Source organism: Providencia sp. PROV209 (assembly GCF_028479485.1).
GTDB classification, from domain to species: Bacteria; Pseudomonadota; Gammaproteobacteria; order Enterobacterales; family Enterobacteriaceae; genus Providencia; species Providencia alcalifaciens.
Genome location: NZ_JAMPNR010000025.1, coordinates 23,339 through 41,372, shown reverse-complemented (window position 1 = coordinate 41,372; position 18,034 = coordinate 23,339). Strand labels below are relative to the sequence as shown.

Genomic DNA, 18,034 nt, shown 5'->3' with positions numbered 1-18,034 from the left:
CAAGTGCTTAATGATATTAAAAATAATAAAGCATGCTGTGTATAACAATTTTATAGGAATACAGCATAGATAAAAAAATCGTTATCTATACTCATATTGCGCGATCCGATTACACAGCTAAATGGAATTTATAATGAAAAAAATTATTGCGGTATCTTTACTCAGTTTAGTGTCTAGCACAGCCATTGCGGGCGTAGAAAGCCTGTATGTTTCAGGTAAAATGGGCGCTTCCATTGTTCAAGTATCAAACCAAAAATGGTTAACCAGTGATAACGAATTTGAAAAAACCAATCTCGGAAATACTCATGATTCGGTTTTCGGTGGCAATATCGCCGTCGGTTATGACTTTGCTAAAACCACTAAGTTACCTATCCGTACTGAACTTGAATTTGGCATGAGAGAAAAAGCATCAACAAATCATAATCTTGAATCGTTCAATGACCCAGGAGTTCTCAGCAGTTCCGATGACGTCAAAACGGACATCACATTAAATACTGTGATGGTCAATACATACTATGATTTCAAGAATGCCACTAAATTTACCCCATATGTCAGCGTTGGGTTAGGCATGGCGAGTATCAATCATAAAATGCGCTATGACTATAATGAGCATATTGTGAGTTTGAATCAGTTTACTCATGAGCAATATACCCAATCCAAAACCACCAATAACTTTGCATGGAGCGTTGGGTTAGGTTCGCAATATCGAGTGAATAACCATTTTTCGTTAGATATGGGATATCGCTTCTTAGATGCAGGGAAATCTGAAGCGAATTACTACGCAGATGACCAAAAAAACACGTCAAAAGTAAAAGTGAGAAGCCACGATATTATGTTTGGTGTAACTTACCGTTTCTAAGTATTTTTCGTACGCACCTTAATATATATCATTGAGGTGCCCAACTCTATAATTGAACATTAAATTCAAATATTCATATTAAGACTTAAATTAATTCTTAATATTAGGTGATTATCAGAATTTACATCTAATAACTATTCATTTTATTCTCTCTTTTTAGTTCAATACCTCAAAGTTTCTTACGCTGACTATAACCTCTCCTACATCACTTATACTCCAGTTAAGTTTCTATCTGGAATAATTAACTGGTGCTTAATAATGAAAAATTTACTTTTAGCTTTGAGTTGCTTGTTGTTTGCTAATTTAGCAATAGCATCCAGTCATAACGGTGTTTATATATCAAGTAAAATTGGTGTATCGGTATTGAATATGTATGATTCTAAATTCGAATACAGTAATGAAAAAAAATCTGATTTCAGAGCCTTAAAATTTAATGATAAAAGTCACCCTGCTTTTGGTAATTTTATCGGTATTGGCTATGATTTTTATGACCAATTTTCAGTACCTATACGCACTGAGCTAGAAGTGGGTATGCGAGGGAAAGTTAGCGATACGCACAGCCTTAATGCACTTTCCACCGTTCCAAATAGTTCCGCGGATATGAAAAACGAAGCCACACTGACCACACTAATGCTAAATGGTTATTATGATATGAAAAACCAAACCGCATTTATGCCTTATATTTCCTTTGGACTTGGACTAGCCAGTACTCGCTATGAGAATACACAACACTCTGAGTTTGAAATTTTTGGCCTCAAACAAAATTCTAACCAATCAAGATCTGAGAGGATTAATAAATTAGCTTGGAGCTTAGGAATGGGCGGTCGATATGCTTTCAGTGACAACCTCTCATTTGACTTGGGCTATCGATTTACCGAAGCCGGTAAATATAAAATATCCATGCCAAATTCTTTCGACAAAGATGCCACGGACACTTCAACCATAAACCTAGCCAGCCACGATTTTATGTTTGGTGTTGTTTACCGATTCTAACATCAAGATATACGCTAGTTTTAAGCAATAAAAAAACCTGTTCAATGAACAGGTTTTTTTTACTGAATACGTTAAATCAACTTCAACGTGACAGGTTCGATTACTTTTTAGAACCTGGGATGCTGAAACGCTGGTTGAAGCGATCAACACGACCACCAGTAGCAACATCACGTTGTTTACCAGTATAGAACGGGTGGCAGTTACCACAAACGTCCAGGTTCAGAGAGTGACCAGCTGTTGAGTTAATTTTCATTACGTTGCCGCAAGAACAAGTTGCAGTAACTTCTTCGTATTTCGGGTGAATACCTTTTTTCATGGGAGAACCTCTAATAAGGCCGTGTCGCCATTCCAGCCCTAACGCCGGACACCACACGTCGTGTTGATTAAATTTAGTTTATTGGCAAAACAAAATTAATTGATACCAAAGGCGGCGGATCATACAGAAAATCTGTTTATCACGCAATGAAAATAGCGTGCTTTTTATGTTACTCTAACAGAATATCTTCATATTTTTGTACAAAAAACGGACGGAAATCCAGCTATGATCGTCGTTCAGGTGGCGTTACCTGTTCCTTTAAATCGCACATTTGATTATCTCTTGGGCTCAAATATGCCTATCCCCGTCATTGGTGGACGAGTCATGGTCCCTTTTGGTAAGCGCCAAGCCCTTGGTGTGGTGGTCAATCTGAGCGATAAAAGCGAGTTTCCCGAAGACCAATTAAAAACCGTGGAACTGGTTTTGGATTCACAAACTCTGTTTCCGGATGATCTCTGGCAGCTTCTATTGTGGTCGTCTCAATACTACCATTATCCTATTGGCGAAGTGCTATTCCATGCGATGCCAACCTTACTACGCCAAGGGAAACCAGCCGAATTTACGCCAATTTGGCAATGGCAAGTCACTGAAGAAGGCAACGCTGCGGATCTTAATGAACTTAAGCGCTCCCCAAAACAGCAACAAGCTTTAGCATTATTACGTCGCCGCCCTATTTATCGTCATCAAGTTGGGGAATTAGAGATCAGTGAAAGTGCCTTACAGGCACTAAAGAAAAAACAGTACGCTGAATTACATCCCGTTCAACCTGTTGCTGAAAAGTGGCTGTCTCAATTTGCAGTGAGTGGCGAACGTTTACGACTCAATAGCGAACAAGCCACCGCCGTAGGTGCTATCCGTGCAGAAGATAATCATTTTTCACCTTGGCTATTAGCAGGGATCACGGGTTCAGGAAAAACCGAGGTGTACCTGAGCGTCTTGGAAAATATTCTAGCTCAAGGTAAGCAAGCACTGGTTCTAGTACCCGAAATTGGGCTAACGCCACAAACCATTAATCGATTTCGAGAACGTTTTAATGTACCTGTTGATGTGCTGCACTCCGCACTGAATGATAGTGAGCGCCTAGCTGTTTGGTTACGAGCTAAACAAGGGTCTAATGGCATTATTATTGGAACGCGCTCCGCACTGTTCACACCCTTTGCCCATCTGGGCATCATTATTATCGATGAAGAGCATGACAGTTCTTATAAGCAACAAGATGGCTGGCGTTATCATGCCCGTGATTTAGCCGTATTTCGCGCCAAAAAAGAAAATATTCCCATCATCATGGGAACTGCAACGCCGTCGTTAGAAACCTTGAGTAACGTCCAGCAAAATAAGTATCGGCAATTAAATTTGACGATTCGAGCCGGTAACGCGCGTCCGGCAGAGCAGCATTTAATTGACTTAAAAGGTCAACCCCTCAAGTTTGGGTTATCCCATTTACTGATTCAACACATTAAAAATCATCTCTCACAAAATAATCAGGTCATTTTATTTCTAAATCGACGAGGTTATTCGCCCGCCCTTATCTGTCATGAGTGTGGCTGGATAGCAGAATGCCAGCGTTGCGATCACTACTACACCCTTCACCAAAATTTTCATCAGTTACGCTGCCATCACTGCGATAGCCAGCGACCTGTTCCACGTCAATGTCCGCAATGTGGTTCAACCCACTTAGTCCCTGTTGGTATGGGAACGGAACAGTTGGAAGAAGGTATTTCGGAATTATTCCCAGATGTACCCGTGACTCGTATCGACCGTGATACCACAAGCCGTAAAGGGGAATTAGAGCAACATTTAAACGCGGTGCATGAAGGCGGTGCACGCATTCTGATCGGCACACAAATGTTAGCAAAGGGACACCATTTTCCGGATGTCACCCTCGTGGCGCTGCTGGATGTTGACGGTGCACTATTTTCAAGTGATTTCAGAGCCGCAGAACGCTTCGCACAATTGTACGTGCAGGTGTCAGGGCGAGCAGGGCGAGCAGGCAAACAAGGGGAAGTCTTCTTACAGACCCATCATCCCGAACACCCTCTTCTACTGACTTTGCTAGAAAGTGGTTATGACGCCTTCTCCGCAGAAGCGCTCGAAGAGCGTCGAGTCGCCATGTTGCCCCCATTCACCAGCCATATTTTGATCCGTTCTGAAGATCATAATAATCAGGATGCGAGACAGTTTTTACAAAATGTCCGCCACTATATTAGTCAGCACCCGCAAAGCGACTCCCGATTATGGATTTTAGGTCCAGCGCCCTCCATTCAGGCAAAACGCGGCGGACGTTTTCGTTGGCAGCTGCTACTACAGCATCCATCACGCGCTTACCTTCAACAATTTATGGCGCAACTATTGCCTGAGTTACTAAAACAGCCGGAAAGTCGCAAAGTGAAATGGAATATTGATGTGGACCCTACTGACGGTTAATCATGCTATTTACCTGAGTTTTGAGTAATGTAACTCGCTGACAATCATCACTAAACATTCTTTTTCGCTATAATCTCATGCATTCAGAATTTGGATTAAGTGATTATCACTATAACTATTTTTTAAATTTGCGAGGCAGCTCTAAAAAATGATGCAAGTCACACTTTTTATGTAAACTAGGTAACAGATATTATTGTGAAACTCATTAGAATGTCTTTTAATTAGCTAAATGACGTGTTTGCGCCATTCAAAAAAAGCAATCGATTAACTAGACAAAGGAAGGCGTTGTGGAAAGTAAAAAGCACAATAATACGGCGACCATGAAAGATGTCGCTAGCGCAGCAGGAGTATCAACCGCGACAGTTTCTCGGACGTTGATGAATCCTGAAAAAGTCTCCCTACAAACACGTCAAAAAGTTGAGCAAGCTGTCTTAGACGTGGGTTATTATCCCCATAACCTCGCCCGCAGCTATAAACGCAATGAATCCAAAACCATTCTAGCGATCGTCCCAGACATTAGCGATCCTTTCTTCAGTGATGTGATCTGTGGTATTGAAGAAATCGCCGCCCACGAAGGTTACTTCGTGCTCATTGGTGATTGTAAACATCAACAAAAACAAGAAAATGCCTTTATCAACCTTATCATCACTAAGCAAATTGATGGCATGGTATTGCTTGGCTCTAACTTACCGTTTGATGTATCAACAGAAGAGCAAAAAAACCTACCACCAATTGTTATGGCGAACGAATTTGCCCCAGAGTTAAAACTTCCCACCGTGCATATTGATAACCTCACGGCGTCTTTCAATGCTACCCACTACCTATTAAAGCAAGGGCATAAACGCATTGCGTGCATTGCGGGTCCTGAAGAGATGCCCCATAGCCAATATCGGTTAGAAGGGTACAAAAAAGCGATGCTACGTACTGGTGAAGGGCTTAGAGAAAACTATATTGTGCGCGGCGATTTTTCCCATGAAAGCGGCGCCGAAGCATTAAAAACATTGCTTTCACTGCCCGAACCACCAACCGCTGTTTTTTGCCATACTGATATCATGGCATTCGGAGCCATGTGGCAAGCGAAAAAAATGGGTCTAAAAATTCCAGAGGATATCTCGTTTATCGGTTTTGATAACCTTGAGCAAGCAAAATATACGTTACCCGCACTGACGACAATCAATCACCCTCGTAGGGAAATTGGTCGCCATGCGATGCTATTGCTGCTAGAACAGCTACAAGGAAATAGTGTCACCCCAGGTTCTCGTCTCCTAGATTCTGATTTAATCGTTAGAGAGAGTACAAAAGCGCCTAAATGCTAGGCAAAATCGTTAAGGTTAAGTAACATATGCCTAAAATAACGATTTACAACTGACAACTAGTGAATTAATAGCGTGGCACAAAAAGATTATGTAGCTCGAGGACGGTCGTCCGCTCGCAAAAAAAGCAAAGGCAAATCGAAGAAAGCCCAAGGGCTACCATTAACCACGTTACTTGTGGCGGTTGCTATTGTCGTCTTATTCGTAGGAGGGCTATTCTTTATTACTCACAATAAAAAAGACGCTCCTCAAGCGAATCTCCCAACTCAAGCTGCAAAACCGGGTAGCACGCTGCCACCTAAACCTGAAGAACCTTGGCGCTATAAAAGAGAGCTCGAGGAGCCTTGGCAAGATTATACTTCGCCGGCACAACCAAACACGAATAGTGGTAATATTCGTCAGTCTGATCTCACCACCGAACAGCGCCAATTATTAGAGCAAATGGACTCCGATCGTCGCCAGCCAGTGACGAATCTGCAAGAGGTTCCATTTAATGGTAAACCTGTTCCGCGCTCACAAGTGGTCATCAACGAACCGGTAAAATCAATTGAAACACCGACGCAGCGTAAACCTTCTGTGGTTGAACCAAAACCGGAGACACGCCCAGCCGCACCAGTTCAGCAGGCTCAAGCGGCAATAAAACCCGAACCTAAATCCGAGCCTAAGCCCGAAACGACCCCTGTGAATAAAATGCAGAATATGATCGTGCAATGTGGTTCATTCAAAACGGCTGAGCAAGCAGAATCTGTACGTGCAACCCTTGCCTTTGCTGGAATTGAAAGCCGCGTCACCACTGGTGGTGGCTGGCATCGCATCATGTTAGGACCTTATTCTAAGTCCACCGCCGAAAGCATGCGCGACCGCGCGGCAGGTGTTGGCGTGAGTGGTTGCATTCTTCGCGCTTCTGGGGGTTGAAAAATCCCCTCACCTCCCCCATCTACTGTTTTAACGTACTCGTAAGCAGTTATTTTTGAGCTAAATCTCTTTCAAGTGATAGTGAATAACTCACTATCACTTGAAATTTATCTATCAAAAAACGAAATCAACTGCATTCTTTTTGTAACAAAAACCAGGGGCTAACTCATGACAACAATCGTAAGTGTTCGCCGTAATGGCCAAGTTGTAATCGGTGGTGATGGACAGGCGACGATGGGTAACACCGTCATGAAAGGCAATGTCCGCAAAGTGCGCCGTTTATATAACGACAAAGTCATTGCAGGATTTGCCGGTGGCACCGCAGATGCATTCACTCTCTTTGAACTATTCGAACGTAAGCTTGAACTCCATCAAGGACATCTCACTAAAGCGGCGGTGGAATTAGCCAAAGATTGGCGTACCGACCGTATGCTTCGCAAACTTGAAGCGCTGCTTGCCGTCGCAGATGAACACACTTCATTAATTATTACGGGTAATGGTGACGTCGTTCAGCCTGAAAATGACCTAATTGCCATTGGATCCGGTGGTCCATACGCACAATCAGCTGCACGCGCCTTACTCGAAAATACAGATTTAAGCGCCCGCGAAATCGCAGAAAAAGCCCTCGCGATTGCGGGAGATATCTGTATTTACACCAACCATAATGTCAACTTTGAAGAAATTTCTTCAAAATCATAAGGATTGCTAGCATGTCCGAAATGACTCCACGCGAAATTGTCAGCGAACTCGACAACCATATTATTGGTCAACATAAAGCTAAACGCTCTGTTGCTATCGCCCTGCGTAACCGCTGGCGCCGTATGCAATTAAATGAGCATCTACGCCATGAAGTGACCCCAAAAAATATTCTGATGATTGGTCCTACTGGGGTAGGTAAAACCGAAATCGCGCGCCGCTTAGCGAAACTAGCCAATGCGCCATTCATCAAAGTTGAAGCAACTAAATTCACCGAAGTGGGTTATGTTGGTAAAGAAGTTGACTCCATCATCCGCGATCTTACTGATTCCGCAGTAAAAATGGTGCGCTTACAATCTATCGAGAAAAACCGTTACCGCGCAGAAGAAATGGCGGAAGAACGTATTCTTGATGTCTTAATCCCACCAGCAAAAAATAACTGGGGGCAAGCAGAGCCGGTTGATGAACAATCACCAGCACGCCAAGCATTCCGTAAGAAATTACGTGAAGGTCAGCTAGACGATAAAGAAATTGAAATTGAAGTCTCTGCGGCACCTATGGGCGTTGAAATCATGGCTCCTCCGGGCATGGAAGAGATGACCAACCAACTGCAATCTATGTTCCAGAACCTAGCAGGTCAAAAACAGAAGCCTCGTAAGATGAAAATCAAAGAAGCTTTCAAACTGCTGGTGGAAGAAGAAGCTGCAAAACTGGTTAACCCTGAAGAGCTAAAAGAACAAGCGATTGAAGCCGTTGAACAAAATGGTATCGTGTTTATTGATGAATTCGACAAAATCTGTAAACGCGGCGGTCAAAGTTCTGGTCCAGATGTTTCCCGCGAAGGGGTTCAGCGTGACCTGCTACCATTAATCGAAGGCTGCACCATCTCAACCAAACACGGTATGGTTAAAACTGACCACATCCTATTTATCGCGTCTGGTGCATTCCAAGTCTCTAGCCCATCAGACTTGATCCCTGAACTGCAAGGTCGTCTGCCGATTCGCGTTGAACTAGAAGCACTAACGACGGAAGATTTCGAGCGCATCCTAACTGAACCGAATGCATCATTGACTGAACAGTACAAAGCGCTGATGGCAACCGAAGGTGTTAGTATTGAATTTACCGCTGATGGGATTCGCAAAATTGCAGAATCTGCATGGCAAGTGAATGAATCAACTGAAAATATCGGTGCTCGTCGCTTACATACCGTACTAGAACGTCTGATGGAAGATATCTCTTTCGATGCAAGTGAGCGTGATGGACAAAGCATTACAATTGATGCTGAGTATGTCCGTCAACACTTAGACGAACTCGTTGCGGATGAAGATCTGAGTAGATTTATTTTATAATCTTATTAATTATCAGGTTTTCATGTATCCTTACAAAGTGCAGCTAAAATGCTGCACTTTTGACATATTGAATCCAACTTAATAAAAACATTTACTCTCAATAATTCAAATGGTCACTCAGCAACAAGCCACGTTACCCATTGAAATATCCGAGTACGGTGAATAAATTACATGAACTCATCTTCAATCAGCCGCAAACAAGCTTGGCTAGAAAGTTTACGACCAAAAACCCTGCCATTAGGGGTGATTGCCATCGTGACAGGCTCTGCATTGACCTATTTTACTGGCAACTTTAAGTGGCCAGTGGCTCTGCTTTCAATCATTACAGCAGGCTTATTGCAAATTTTATCTAACCTCGCAAATGATTATGGTGACGCCGTCAAAGGCTCAGATACCGCTGAACGTATTGGTCCCTTGCGAGGTATGCAAAAAGGGATTATCACCAAAGAAGATATGAAAAAAGCCCTGAAGCTCAATATCTTCGCGGCTTGCCTTTCTGGCCTATTACTGATTATTGTCGCGTGCGAAAAGCCTGAAGATGCTATCGGATTTCTTGGCTTAGGGTTAGTCGCAATTGTCGCTGCAATTACCTATACCGTCGGTAAAAAACCCTACGGCTATCTTGGTCTGGGTGATATTTCCGTTCTGATTTTCTTTGGTTGGTTAAGTGTGATTGGCACATTTTACCTGCAAGCCAACAGCTTTAATGTCATCACTATTCTGCCAGCCACTGCCTGTGGATTACTGTCGGTTGCAGTATTAAATATCAATAATATGCGTGATATCGAGAACGATGTTAAAGCGGGTAAAAACACGTTAGCCGTGCGTTTAGGTCCACAAGGTGCCCGCATATACCACGCGATTCTTATCATCGTCTCAATCTTATGTTTGGTCTTTTTTAATTTAATCTACTTAACGGGTTGGGCTGGTTGGCTATTTTTACTGGCAGTACCGATGCTAATGAACCATGTTCGTAAAGTCCTTGCTGATCCTACCCCTGAAGGAATGCGCCCAATGTTAGAAAACATGGTAAAAACCGCGTTAGTAACCAACGTTTTATTCTCCCTTGGCGTTATTCTGAGCAAATAGTCTTAATTATTTGCTGTTTTTTTGACTTTTCCCGCCTATTTTTTGGCGGGAATTTTGCCAATCAGTAACGAAAAGGGATATACTGACCATCCTCTTGCAGCAAAAAAGACCTAAATCCTATGAAATATGATACTTCCGAACTCTGCGACATCTACCAAGAAAGCGTTAATGTAGTAGAACCTTTATTCTCCAACTTTGGTGGACGTACTTCATTTGGCGGTCAAATCATTACAGTAAAATGCTTTGAAGATAATGGCATTCTGTATGATTTGCTGGAAGAAGACGGCCATGGTCGCATCTTGCTTGTTGATGGCGGAGGCTCAGTGCGTAAAGCGCTGATTGATGCTGAACTCGCTCGACTCGCGGTAGACAATGGCTGGGAAGGTATTGTTGTTTACGGTGCCGTCCGTCAAGTCGATGCATTAATGGAGTTAGACCTCGGCATTCAAGCCGTTGCAGCAATTCCTGCGGGCTGCCCTGATGAAGGGGTTGGCGAAAGCGATATCCGTGTCAATTTTGGCGGTGTAACGTTCTTCTCTGGCGATTATCTGTATGCCGATAACACGGGCATGATCTTATCCGAAGAACCACTGACCCAAGCAGCCAACGACGATTTCGACGAAGCCATCGACGAATAATCCCCACCAAATTCCAAAAAAAGGCAGATATCACTATCTGCCTTTTTCTTTTCTGTTTTCCGCTTTCTGTTTTTCTACTACTTTTTACATCTTTCAGAAAACACTCCTCTGCATTCCCAAAATAATTCGAGTCACAGGTAGGCGGCGAGTGGAGGATATCCCGATGAGCATACACAAGTATGTGATTCGGGTATCCAAACGAAGCCAACACCCCTGTGGCTTGAAGTATGAAGGGAATTAGACTTCTTCCATCTTGCCAAGAAGAGTACGTAAACGCTCCTGCCAAGTTGCCTGCTCTTGCTTCAGTTGTTCATTCTCACGAACCAAAGACTCAGTACCTGACTTAGTCGCTTGCAACTCTTGGTTTAATGCACCGTTTTGTTCTTTTAGTTCATCAATTTCCATTTGTAATAATGCGATGGTATCAATGGCTTGTTGAACTTTAGATTCTAGTTTCTCAAATACTTCAAATGACATGTTCTGATCTCCCTTATGAGCGCTTTCCCCCGATTGTAAGTAGCATGATCCTCTCTGTCCAGTGACTTACACTTGATTACAAACATTATTCTTTTAATTGTTGAGAGAGTGACCATTCAAATGTTTGAATTCGACCTTAAAAATGATTGTTTGTTTTCGTTTTTTGGTGATTTGACACACAGTTTTTACAAACAGCAATATTCGATTATCTTTTTTCCCGCTAAATTAACAGAATAAATTTTTGTAACGAAAATTATACTCGTGCAAAACACCTATCTTAACAACTATTGCAGGATGAACATTTATGAGCAAAATGACGCCTTCAACACTGACGGGTCAGTGTATATCGGAATTTTTGGGTACTGCTCTGTTGGTTTTTTTTGGTCTAGGATGTGTCGCAGCAGTACGTATTGCAGGTGCTCAATTAGGTCTTTGGGAAATTAGTGTGATTTGGGGCTTCGGTGTTGCACTTGCCGTTTACCTGACTGCGGGAATTTCTGGTGCCCACTTAAACCCAGCCGTCACATTGGCATTATGGCTATTTGCTTGTTTTGATAAGCGAAAAGTTGTTCCTTACATTATCGCTCAAATGCTAGGGGGTTTCTGTGCCGCCGCCTTAGTGTATTCGATGTACTCCCCTGTTTTTTTCGATTACGAGCAAGTTCACCATATTGTCCGTGGTACACAAGAAAGTTTATTTACCGCAGGTGTCTTCTCCACATACCCTGCCCCACAAATCAGCGTGCTCCATGCTTTCTTTATTGAAGTCGTGATTGCAGCCATTTTAGTCTGCTTAATTTTAGGTTTAACCGATGATGGTAACGGTGTACCTAAAGGTCCACTCGCACCATTACTCATTGGTATCTTAATTGCTGTTATCGGTGGCTCTTTTGGTCCACTGACTGGATTCGCCTTAAACCCAGCCCGTGACTTTGGTCCAAAAGTCGTGGCTTATTTAGCGGGATGGGGTGATATTGCACTAACAGGCGGACGTGATATTCCTTATTTCCTTGTCCCATTGACTGCACCGATTGTTGGTGGTCTGCTAGGGGCATTCGGTTACCGTAAATTAATTGGTCGCCATCTACCTTGCATGACATGCGAGTCTGATGAAGAAGAGAAAAAAACCTCTTAATACCGCTTCTTATTCCCAAACAATGTTTAACCATTGCTGAACAGGTTTAAATTATGACAACAGAAACCAATATCGTTAAAAAATATATTGTCGCCCTTGATCAAGGCACAACCAGTTCGCGAGCTGTCGTTCTCGACCATGATGCAAACATCGTTAGCATTTCTCAGCGCGAATTCACGCAAATTTACCCAAAACCAGGCTGGGTAGAACATGACCCAATGGAAATTTGGGCAACACAAAGTTCGACGTTGATTGAAGTCCTTGCCAAAGCAGATATTCGCACGGATGAAGTCGCCAGTATCGGGATTACTAACCAGCGTGAAACGACTATCGTTTGGGAGAAAGCAACTGGTAAGCCAGTCTATAATGCGATTGTTTGGCAGTGTCGCCGTACTGCGGATTTCTGTACCCACTTAAAAACCAACGATAAAGAACTCGAAGAGTATATTCGTCAAAACACAGGCTTAGTCGTTGACCCTTATTTCTCCGGTACAAAAGTGAAGTGGATCCTCGATAATGTCGAAGGTGCTCGTGAACGCGCAGAAAAAGGTGAATTATTGTTCGGTACTGTTGATACTTGGTTAGTATGGAAAATGACCCAAGGTCGAGTACATGTGACTGACTACACCAACGCTTCCCGTACTATGTTATTCAACATTCGTAATTTAGAGTGGGATGATAAAATCCTTAAAGCACTGAATATTCCTCGTAGTATGTTGCCAGAAGTTCGCCCATCTTCCGAAGTGTACGGTCAAACCAACATCGGCGGTAAAGGCGGGACTCGTATTCCAATTTCAGGCATTGCAGGTGACCAGCAAGCCGCGCTGTACGGTCAATTATGTGTGAAATCAGGGATGGCGAAAAATACCTACGGAACGGGCTGTTTCTTATTAATGAACACTGGCAATACGGCGGTTCGCTCCAATCATGGTCTATTAACGACTATTGCTTGCGGTCCTAAAGGAGAAGTTAACTATGCCCTTGAAGGCGCGGTGTTTGTTGGCGGGGCATCCATTCAATGGCTACGTGATGAGCTGAAACTCATTGATGAAGCAACAGATTCAGAGTATTTCTCAACCAAAGTCAAAGACAGTAATGGTGTCTATGTTGTCCCTGCATTTACTGGATTAGGCGCCCCTTACTGGGATCCTTATGCTCGTGGTGCTATCTTTGGCTTAACACGTGGTGCAAATCGCAACCATATTATCCGTGCCACACTGGAGTCTATCGCATACCAAACTCGCGATGTCCTTGATGCAATGCAAGCCGACTCGGGTGAACGCCTAAAAGCGCTGCGTGTAGATGGTGGCGCGGTTGCCAATAACTTCCTGATGCAATTCCAATCTGACATTCTCGGTACATCCGTCGAGCGTCCCGCTGTACGTGAAAGTACTGCGTTGGGTGCAGCTTATTTAGCCGGTATTGCTGTTGGATTCTGGGAAAGTCTGGATGAGCTGCAAAGTAAAGCCACGATTGAGAAAGTCTTTAAACCTGGCATCGAAACCACAGAACGTAATTATAAATACGAAGGCTGGAAAAAAGCCGTTGCTCGCGCCCAAGAGTGGGAAGACCGCGCGTAGTATTATTTTTCTTTATCTATCAAAGCAGTGCTTCAGCACTGCTTTTTTATTTCCCACTACAGAAATAAATTACTAATTTATAATTAGCAAACAAATAGTTAACTAGTAAATACAATCATGGTTACCTAGACTAATAATAAATTAGAAAGAACCGACTCGCTTATTTAAAATCGTTTCCTGCAATAATAGTTTTCATTTTTTATTTCAGGAGATCAGGTTATGGATAACCAAAAAAAAGGCATTTTTAGTCGCTCAAACCAACATGCTGTACAACTCATATATCAAGATATACTGCAAGGTGAGATACAATTAGGCCTCTACAAAAACCGAGGTCGGGTCGCGAAAATTCATGCAGACAGTTTTTATCTTGACGGCTTAAAAAACTCACCACAACAAGATCTCGCCGGACAGAACGCATTTGCACTCACAAATTGGCTACTCGATAAACCCCGTTTACCGGGAGAACAACGCACAAGTTACGTATTAAGTACGGTAGATTCTAGTGAATTCTCAGGCTTTGAATTTCACCCCCAACATAGTTTATGGATTGACAGCTTTAATTCCCCTCACCAATGGCGTGATGGTGAACCTCGCTCCCAAGCTCAATTGGTCGATTTACTCTTACCTAGCGGGCAATGGCATCGTAATTACAATACTGTCATACTCGCCACTGATGCAAACGACTTACAAGTTGAATTAATCAAACATTGGCTGGAGCTGACGGGAGGAAGTGTCATTCTCATTGAAAATGATGAAAACGAAATATCCTTACCCATTCAGCAATTACTTAATGAATTAACCCCCATTAATGTCCATGAAGAAGCACAGGCTATTCAGCCAACACAAAAATCTGCGGGTCTTCTCGTGACCTCTTACCAACCAGAAAAACGAGTCGAAAGCAGCAACTGCACAATTACAAATTTGAGTTTCTATGATAGCGAATTAGCCGATAACACAGACACTACGGTATGGATTTATGAAGGTGTCATAACACCGACGCAATTTGACGATGTTCGTATTTATGTTGATACCCAGTACCATTCAGAAGAACTCATTCTCGAAGTTGGATCAAATACTCAGATAATTGCCGAGCATAATGAATTCGGTGAAGTTTACCTAAGTAGAGTGAATAAAAACCAACATATCCCCATTAAAATCACAACAAAAACGCAGGGGACAGCCCCCAAAATCCGTTTAGGATGGGGATTTTCTGACAGTGAATCCATCCATGCAATCCCAGATACGGCATTTCATTATGTACCCGCTAACCATATTCCGAATAACCAACCTGAATCGCCGCCAATAACCCAAAAAACTCCCCAGCAAACCACTTTCAACCCGTATGGTTTTCAACAAACGTTGGTTTTACCTGCTACATCGATAAATTCGCTAGCATTAACAGATGACATTCTAAAAAATAGCCACTATTTCACTTTGGTTATCAATAGTTCACGCCAAAATATAGCCCTTAGGCTCGATGATATTACGCTATCCGAATCTGACTCTTGGCATGAGCTAGCCATCAAAATAGAAACTGAAGTTAACCAGCAACTGGTTGCCAATGAATTACCGCCTATCACCCTCCAGTATTCTCAAGGGCGATTATTGCTAGAATGTGAAGGAATGATAGTTTCTCAGTTTCAGCTCAAAGACAGCCAAAGGCGCCCAATTCTCATCGTTGAAAATCCAAATGGAAACGCTAATCAACTCATCATTGGCGCTATTTCAGGTAGGCTTCCAACACACAAAGATATTGCCTACTTTCAACTCATTGAATCTCCGCTGTTTGGCAAAGTAGAACTCAATAGCCAAACAGGCGAGTGGGTATATCGTCCTGATGAACAGCGCCACTTCCAAGGACATGACCAATTTGATGTTTCTGCGGTTATGGAGGACGGTTCGGTATCAGCCCCAATGTCGATTCAATTACAGTCTGAAAGCGCGCCAGATGTCTCCATCCCCGGTCAAAGAACTTTTACCCTTCCTGACCCAATCTATCATCAACCTGAATTACGGGACGACAAAACTCCAGCCGACATGCAAGTATTAAATGTTCAAATGGCACAAACACACTTACTTGCACCTAATTCTCCCCATTTCACATTGACAGCCAACCGCTGGGCATTATTAAAAGTTGACCTCATTAGCCCATCTGCCGCAAATGCACCTGATATTGTCGCTATTATTCGTAATAAATCAGGAATAGAACTCGAACGAGTTATTTTGACTGGTCCCCAAAAACTGCCGACAAACATTGATGAAAGACCCAAAAGTCCCAGCATAGAAGCTCAAGATCTACATCGTAATAGCTACACTGCACCGATTAGAGGGAAATGGATACAACCAGAGATCCAAATACAAATCATGGCGGGTGATACACCAATAATTCAACCTTATACTGATGCTGAAGGTTGGTTTTCTCCCCCCGTTAAACATGTCACACCCATCATTGCTCATGTAACTAATAAAAGCTTATATCAACCAGGTCATGGCAGTTATGCCTATTCACCTTTAAGCTGGGGGCTAGAAGCTGCGGCAAAGCTTCCTACTCATCAATTTTCACTGTTTAGTTACCCATCACTGGCGAAACAACCGAGCTTATTCCCTTACCTTATTAAAGAGGGAAACGCTTATACTGATGATAACAACTTGATTCATCTGCTATACGATGCCCCAAAAACCATTGAAGAACCCTCTAGATCTCAAATTGGGTGGGCCTATCAAGATAGCCAAAAAGCAGCTCGTCGAACCAAGCTATATTCAGAATTTTTTTATTCCTCTATCAATCGGTTACCAATGAGTGGAGGGTCCTCGGGGGTGATTGGACTAGCAACTCATCATTTTGGTGGCGGGATCACTAAATCCAGTATTCTCTGGCATGAAACATTCGGGCATGGACTAAGTTTGGGTCACACCACAGGCTCACGTTATCCTTATGCAGCCGAAAGTCATGGAGAAACTATCGCCTTCGACCAATATCGCCAACAATACACGACCTATTTCGATAAAGATCAAAATAGTGAAATCATGCCTGCTATGTACCCTCGAGACTATGCACATTTCACTGAACAATATGATGCCTTCTTATCTCATGCCGACTATTTAGCATATCGAGCTCAACAGTTTTTAGCTCGAATAGATGAGCAAGAAATACCCCGTGAATATCTGCCCGTTTATCAACTGAATGGTTCTTTTTTATCTCTCGCTGATGGCTCACTCCATCCTTATAGCCAGCTCACCGTCACACAAACACTAGGGCATTTAATATCCAAAGAATATCTTGATGCCAATCATCATTTAAAAATCACCTATGCAACTCAAAATGGATTACTCACGGAAACAATGCCTATTTCCCTAGGTGGAAATGAACTCAATGTGAATATTGCAAATAAAGGCGAGTTAGTCAGTTTAGAAATTATAAAAGATCAAGATGATACAACGCTCTATCACTACAAAAATCCGGAATCATTAGCGAATCGCCTATTTATTCACGGTAATGGTAAAGCAGTACCAAATGAATTGCAGATGGATAATTACTGGCGAGGCAGTAAATTATTTTGGGCATACGATGGAGATAACCAAGCTTTGTGCGCGACGTGGGTTGAAAATGGGCGGCTTAATCAGCAATATTTTTCATTAAAAATGCCCTGCAATCAGCATCAAGTAAATACTGAGGCAAAGTTTACACCCCTCAACCATCTGAATTTATATTCCGATAGACAATCTGCATCAGAAACCCATGTTGTATCCGACGTTCGACTGCTTTCTGATGTTCAACTCAATCAGCGGATCGATATGAAACAATTAGGTATACAGACTAACAGCGACACCAACTATTGGGTCACACTACTGGTTTATGATGAGCGAGATGAGCTTCAAGAATATGCACCTCTGGAAACGTGGTACCTTTCAGTGCAAGACGATACGTTGATCGTCAAAGGCACCATAGATAGTACCCCTAACTTAAATATTGCGGGTATCAAAGTCCATATTGACTCACATTTACAAGATGACGCCACCGCCAGCACTATACTTATCCAACAAAATGAATATGCGCTTGCTGAAAATCGCGAATGGTTACACTATGACCGCCCTGTGGAATTTAACTCGCTCATTTCACACATGGCGGGAATGAAAGAGGACGCAATCAGTGCACAACAACAAGCTTCTCAATGGGTTGAAGCCATGCATTTCGTACCATTAGCCGCATAAAGATAAAAATAAGGGGGCTTAATTGCCCCCTTATTTTA

At 42.7% G+C, this 18,034-nt stretch carries 14 protein-coding genes; 12 read left to right on the top strand and 2 right to left on the bottom strand.

Annotated features, from left to right (window positions below):
• Positions 1-133 precede the first annotated feature (133 nt).
• Both PR795_RS17025 and PR795_RS17020 read left to right on the top strand, forming a co-directional pair.
• Complete coding sequence (locus PR795_RS17025; protein ID WP_006663181.1) at positions 134-859, top strand: outer membrane protein; 726 nt, start codon at positions 134-136, stop codon at positions 857-859.
• Between the two features lie 258 nt (positions 860-1,117).
• Complete coding sequence (locus tag PR795_RS17020; protein ID WP_006660510.1) at positions 1,118-1,852, top strand: outer membrane protein; 735 nt, start codon at positions 1,118-1,120, stop codon at positions 1,850-1,852.
• A gap of 100 nt (positions 1,853-1,952) precedes the next feature.
• On the opposite strand, the gene rpmE is transcribed toward PR795_RS17020, so the two are convergent.
• Positions 1,953-2,168, bottom strand: a complete 216-nt coding sequence (gene rpmE / locus PR795_RS17015; RefSeq protein ID WP_004265313.1) for a 50S ribosomal protein L31 — start codon at positions 2,166-2,168, stop codon at positions 1,953-1,955.
• Between the two features lie 225 nt (positions 2,169-2,393).
• Here rpmE and priA point away from each other — a divergent pair, with 225 nt between their 5' ends.
• The 7 genes from priA to rraA all read left to right on the top strand — a co-directional run bounded on the left by priA (position 2,394) and on the right by rraA (position 10,592).
• Positions 2,394-4,592, top strand: coding sequence for a primosomal protein N' (priA, locus tag PR795_RS17010; RefSeq protein ID WP_181480375.1), 2,199 nt, complete (start codon positions 2,394-2,396; stop codon positions 4,590-4,592).
• Between the two features lie 287 nt (positions 4,593-4,879).
• Positions 4,880-5,908, top strand: a complete 1,029-nt coding sequence (gene cytR / locus PR795_RS17005; RefSeq protein WP_006663185.1) for a DNA-binding transcriptional regulator CytR — start codon at positions 4,880-4,882, stop codon at positions 5,906-5,908.
• Between the two features lie 72 nt (positions 5,909-5,980).
• Positions 5,981-6,820, top strand: coding sequence for a cell division protein FtsN (gene ftsN, locus PR795_RS17000; RefSeq protein WP_006663186.1), 840 nt, complete (start codon positions 5,981-5,983; stop codon positions 6,818-6,820).
• 168 nt (positions 6,821-6,988) lie between these two features.
• Positions 6,989-7,519, top strand: a complete 531-nt coding sequence (gene hslV / locus PR795_RS16995) for an ATP-dependent protease subunit HslV (protein WP_006660514.1) — start codon at positions 6,989-6,991, stop codon at positions 7,517-7,519.
• A gap of 11 nt (positions 7,520-7,530) precedes the next feature.
• On the top strand, positions 7,531-8,865 hold the full coding sequence (gene hslU, locus PR795_RS16990; RefSeq protein WP_006660515.1) for an HslU--HslV peptidase ATPase subunit: 1,335 nt from the start codon (positions 7,531-7,533) through the stop codon (positions 8,863-8,865).
• Positions 8,866-9,036: 171 nt separating this feature from the next.
• Positions 9,037-9,954, top strand: coding sequence for a 1,4-dihydroxy-2-naphthoate polyprenyltransferase (locus tag PR795_RS16985; RefSeq protein ID WP_006660516.1), 918 nt, complete (start codon positions 9,037-9,039; stop codon positions 9,952-9,954).
• A gap of 119 nt (positions 9,955-10,073) precedes the next feature.
• Complete coding sequence (gene rraA / locus PR795_RS16980) at positions 10,074-10,592, top strand: ribonuclease E activity regulator RraA (protein ID WP_006660517.1); 519 nt, start codon at positions 10,074-10,076, stop codon at positions 10,590-10,592.
• Between the two features lie 237 nt (positions 10,593-10,829).
• Here the strand turns inward: rraA and zapB are convergent, their stop codons facing one another.
• Entirely contained in the window at positions 10,830-11,069 is a 240-nt protein-coding gene (gene zapB / locus PR795_RS16975; RefSeq protein WP_006660518.1) for a cell division protein ZapB, read from the bottom strand.
• Positions 11,070-11,373: 304 nt separating this feature from the next.
• Between zapB and PR795_RS16970 the strand changes: the two genes are divergently transcribed.
• The 3 genes from PR795_RS16970 to PR795_RS16960 all read left to right on the top strand — a co-directional run bounded on the left by PR795_RS16970 (position 11,374) and on the right by PR795_RS16960 (position 17,996).
• Positions 11,374-12,204, top strand: a complete 831-nt coding sequence (locus PR795_RS16970) for an MIP/aquaporin family protein (protein WP_036962573.1) — start codon at positions 11,374-11,376, stop codon at positions 12,202-12,204.
• Between the two features lie 53 nt (positions 12,205-12,257).
• Positions 12,258-13,784, top strand: a complete 1,527-nt coding sequence (gene glpK / locus PR795_RS16965) for a glycerol kinase GlpK (protein WP_181480376.1) — start codon at positions 12,258-12,260, stop codon at positions 13,782-13,784.
• Between the two features lie 219 nt (positions 13,785-14,003).
• A complete protein-coding gene (locus tag PR795_RS16960) occupies positions 14,004-17,996 on the top strand; it encodes a hypothetical protein (protein ID WP_272516964.1) in 3,993 nt (1,330 codons plus the stop codon).
• The last annotated feature ends 38 nt before the right edge of the window (positions 17,997-18,034 follow it).